Below are 2,919 nucleotides of genomic sequence, written 5' to 3' on the forward strand. Positions count from 1 at the left end.
CCGTCCCCGCAATACATTCGGCACTGAATTGACGTTTGTCGTGCCGCAATCGACTCGCCCCAATCTGCCAACGAGTCAGCGTGTCCTCAAATTTCCGCCGGCTACGCGTTTTGACACACTCTGGGCCAGGAGTCGTCGTTCGCTCGCACCGTCGCTCCGACATTCTGGCGTCGGTTCCGCTCAGGAACCGGCCATTCAATTCTAGATCGCACTTCCATGCGCCATAATTCGGATAAGCCGGAATGGACATGGGCGCATTTATAGCAGTCAGCATGGCGTCTCACCGCGAGAACTTCAGAACCGCGAGGAAAACAATCGCCACAACAATGACGATCACGGCCGGCGCTGCAAACCTCAACGCGGACGATTCGCGCACTGTGTCGTCGCGCTCTGCCCGCCTCGAAAAACCCGCGAGCATGCCATGCAACGCCGACAGCAACACGACCAAAGGCAGCTTCGCGGTTAGCCACGCGGCGCCAAACCAGTGCCCCATCAGCGCGATCGTCGGGCCGGTGATCCACACCATGGCCAGTGCTGGGGTCGTCACCCGGCGGTCCCAACGGCGCATCACCCGAAGAATCACGAGGTTGTTCGTCGCCGCGCAAATGGAAAGGACAAGAAGCCCAGCGACAAATGTTATTACTGACGCAACATGCAGTGCCTTGATTGACAGATAAATCATCGAGCAGCCCGCTTGCGTGCGAGCCACGCCACATTCAGGAAGCCCCCGAAGGGGACGATCGCAGCAACGATCAGCCGGACGACTTCTGAGCGCTGCCACGCGCCGCTTGCCGCTGACGTGACGACCAGCCATAGGTAAGCGACGAACGCGACGCCGTGCACTGGCCCCAGCCATCTGACGGCGGCCGGCATGCCGCCTAGATGCTTGAGCGGAACGGCGACGAACACAAGCAGCACCAGCGTCGTGGCTTCAATCGCGGCCATGATGCGAAGGTTGCGCAAGAACACCGGGGCGTAGTCCATGAAAAACAGACAGGCGATCATTCGGCGGAAGATGTCGCCTCATTGTCGACCTTCATGTGCGAAAGGCTCCGCCGCAGCACTGCAACATTTTTTGGCCCGTTCATGATGCTGAACTGATGCTGCGCTTCGTGCCACAGCGGCGCCGCCCGCTCGAAAAGATCGGCTCCCTCGGGGGTGAGTTCAACCATGCGGATGCGGCCGTCGGTGGGAGACGGTCGCATCTTCACGAAACCATCGCGCTCGAGAAAACCGATCATCTTTCCCATGGCCGTCCGCTCGATGTCGAGCCGCTCGGCGAGAGCATTAACCGAGGCGCTCTGCTGTTCATTCAGGGTCGCCAGGGTGAGAAACTGCGTGATGCGAAGGCCGGACGGCTGGAGATAAGCGTCGTAAAGACGCGAGATCTGACGGGCGGCCTTCCTCACCGTAAAGCAGTTGCATTGATCGACCCCGATGGGTTGGTTTTCCGGCAGCATCTCGTGTCCTCCTCAACGTTGGTTAAATTGCCCAGGCGCCTCGCGCGTTCGTCAGGCAAAAGCGCCCCGATACTTCTCGATGAACGCCGGGACAGAAAGCGCCGGCGTCCCGGTGATTTTCTCGACGGCATCGTTAGTACCCTGGAACACCCCTTCGCGATAGTGCTGCGCGACTTCAACGAGGTGCTGCACAAGGAACGGAGGGAACTTGTACACCTGCTCCATCTGTTGCTTGAAATCTTCGATCGAAGTCGGGGCGTATTCGATCGTCACGCCGAGCACCTCGCTCACGGCTGCAGCGATTTCCGTATGGTTCATCTCTACCGGGCCGTGGAGAGTGTAAGTCTTGCCGCCATGGCCTGCCGGATTCGCCAGAATGTGCGCGATGACCCTGCCCTGGTCGTCCGTGCTGATCGGAGCGTGGCGACCGTTTTCGAACGGAAAATCGATCTTCTTTCTGGCCCAGATTTGCTTTGCAAAATGCGGGTAGACGAGCCAATCCGCAAAGAATGTGGGGCGCAGATGCGTGGTGGGCACACCGGACCAGTCGAAGACCTGCTCCGAAATCCAGTGATCCTGCGCCGCATGGCTGGTCGAATCGCGCCGCGCTGAAATCTGCGACATGTTGACGATCGCAGTGACGCCGGCTTCCTTCGCGGCCTGCGCGAAATAGGCTGCGGCCCCGAGAATCCCCGGTGCGATCGGGTGAAGGAAGTAGGCGGAGCTGACACCCTCCATGGCCGCACGGATGTCGTCGATGTCGGTGAAATCTCCGACGGCGATGTCAACGCCGCGCGCCCGCAGCGCCGCTGCGCGCTCATCATCCGAGCGCACGTAAGCGCGGACGCGCTTACTCATCCGGAGCAGTTCGTCGATGGCTGCACCGCCAGTACGGCCGGTTGCGCCGCTTACAAGAATGGTCGATTCGTTCATGGTTTTGATCCCCCGAATAGTTAAGAGCATATGCTCGTGTATGGCAATATAGGAGCATGTGCTCCTATATGCAAGTTTTTTTCGCGAGCAGCTTCTGTTCGCCTTGAGCGAAACACCTCGCCTCTCACGGAGTCTGAATGAAGGCCGCGCTAAAAAGCTGCCATGCCGCGAACGACGCCGGGCCGCGCACTGATCCTCGTGTACCAGGCGCGAAACAGAGGGAGCTTGGACCAATCGAGGTCCTGCCTCGCAGCAAAGGCACTCGTATAGGCAGCGATGTCTGCGAGTGTGAATCTATCGCCGGCACATATGGGGTGTCGATCAAGAATCGTTCGGCCTGAACGAGCGCCTCGATGGAACGACCGGCAAGAAATTGAGCGCCCGGTTCGTTGCCTTGTTGCCTAGAGCGTGTTAGGCACTTTGTGTGAGACCTGGTATCCTGGTGGGATGAAAAGAGCAGACCGCAAAGGGTATCCGAGCGATGTATCCGACGAAGAATGGAGCTTCGCGGCACCGTATCTGACGC

The 2,919-nt window shown here is 59.3% G+C and carries 5 protein-coding genes; all 5 read right to left on the bottom strand.

Annotation, left to right across the window (positions count from 1 at the left end; translation table 11 throughout):
• Window positions 1-280: 280 nt before the first annotated feature.
• Complete coding sequence (locus FSO04_RS45365; protein ID WP_154567944.1) at window positions 281-682, bottom strand: CopD family protein; 402 nt, start codon at window positions 680-682, stop codon at window positions 281-283.
• On the bottom strand, window positions 679-984 hold the full coding sequence (locus FSO04_RS45370; protein ID WP_154567946.1) for a DUF3817 domain-containing protein: 306 nt from the start codon (window positions 982-984) through the stop codon (window positions 679-681). Before FSO04_RS45370 ends, FSO04_RS45365 begins: the two co-directional genes overlap by 4 nt.
• A 17-nt stretch (window positions 985-1,001) precedes the next feature.
• Window positions 1,002-1,460 (bottom strand): MarR family winged helix-turn-helix transcriptional regulator, encoded by a 459-nt coding sequence (locus FSO04_RS45375; RefSeq protein ID WP_154567948.1) that lies wholly within the window; start codon window positions 1,458-1,460, stop codon window positions 1,002-1,004.
• 51 nt (window positions 1,461-1,511) lie between these two features.
• Window positions 1,512-2,393, bottom strand: coding sequence for an NmrA family NAD(P)-binding protein (locus tag FSO04_RS45380; protein WP_154567950.1), 882 nt, complete (start codon window positions 2,391-2,393; stop codon window positions 1,512-1,514).
• A 149-nt stretch (window positions 2,394-2,542) separates the two neighbouring features.
• Window positions 2,543-2,767, bottom strand: coding sequence for a glutathione S-transferase family protein (locus FSO04_RS48955; protein WP_168436037.1), 225 nt, complete (start codon window positions 2,765-2,767; stop codon window positions 2,543-2,545).
• Window positions 2,768-2,919: the final 152 nt, after the last annotated feature.

Origin of the sequence: Paraburkholderia madseniana, from assembly GCF_009690905.1 — a bacterium.
GTDB lineage: Bacteria > Pseudomonadota > Gammaproteobacteria > Burkholderiales > Burkholderiaceae > Paraburkholderia > Paraburkholderia madseniana.

Bases quoted from the DNA above. Each gene is read 5' to 3' on its own strand.
- FSO04_RS45375 (WP_154567948.1), bottom strand. From the start codon at position 1,460: ATGCTGCCGGAAAACCAACCCATCGGGGTCGATCAATGCAACTGCTTT.
- FSO04_RS45365 (WP_154567944.1), bottom strand. From the start codon at position 682: ATGATTTATCTGTCAATCAAGGCACTGCATGTTGCGTCAGTAATAACA.
- FSO04_RS45380 (WP_154567950.1), bottom strand. From the start codon at position 2,393: ATGAACGAATCGACCATTCTTGTAAGCGGCGCAACCGGCCGTACTGGC.
- FSO04_RS45370 (WP_154567946.1), bottom strand. From the start codon at position 984: ATGGACTACGCCCCGGTGTTCTTGCGCAACCTTCGCATCATGGCCGCG.